Here is a 323-nt window from a genome sequence, read left to right on the forward strand (position 1 = left end):
ATCTCGGTGCCCTCGGCCAGATGCACGATGCCGGTCACGTCGGTGGTGCGGAAGTAGAACTGCGGACGGTAGTTGGTGAAGAACGGCGTGTGGCGGCCGCCCTCGTCCTTGGTCAGGATGTAGGCCTCGGCCTTGAACTTGGTGTGCGGGGTGACCGAACCCGGCTTGGCCAGAACCTGGCCGCGCTCGACGCCCTCGCGGTCGACGCCGCGCAAAAGCGCACCGATGTTGTCGCCCGCCTGGCCCTGGTCGAGCAGCTTGCGGAACATCTCAACGCCCGTGCAGGTCGTCTTCGAGGTCGGGCGGATGCCGACGATCTCAAG

1 protein-coding gene is annotated in these 323 nt (G+C 66.3%); it reads right to left on the reverse strand.

What is annotated here, in order from left to right:
- Positions 1–323 (reverse strand): EF-Tu C-terminal domain-related protein (locus tag EET67_RS25470; RefSeq protein WP_342634694.1); only part of this gene is annotated, 323 nt, incomplete at both ends.

Source organism: Borborobacter arsenicus (genome assembly GCF_003934165.1).
Classification (GTDB): Bacteria; Pseudomonadota; Alphaproteobacteria; order Rhizobiales; family Rhizobiaceae; genus Pseudaminobacter; species Pseudaminobacter arsenicus.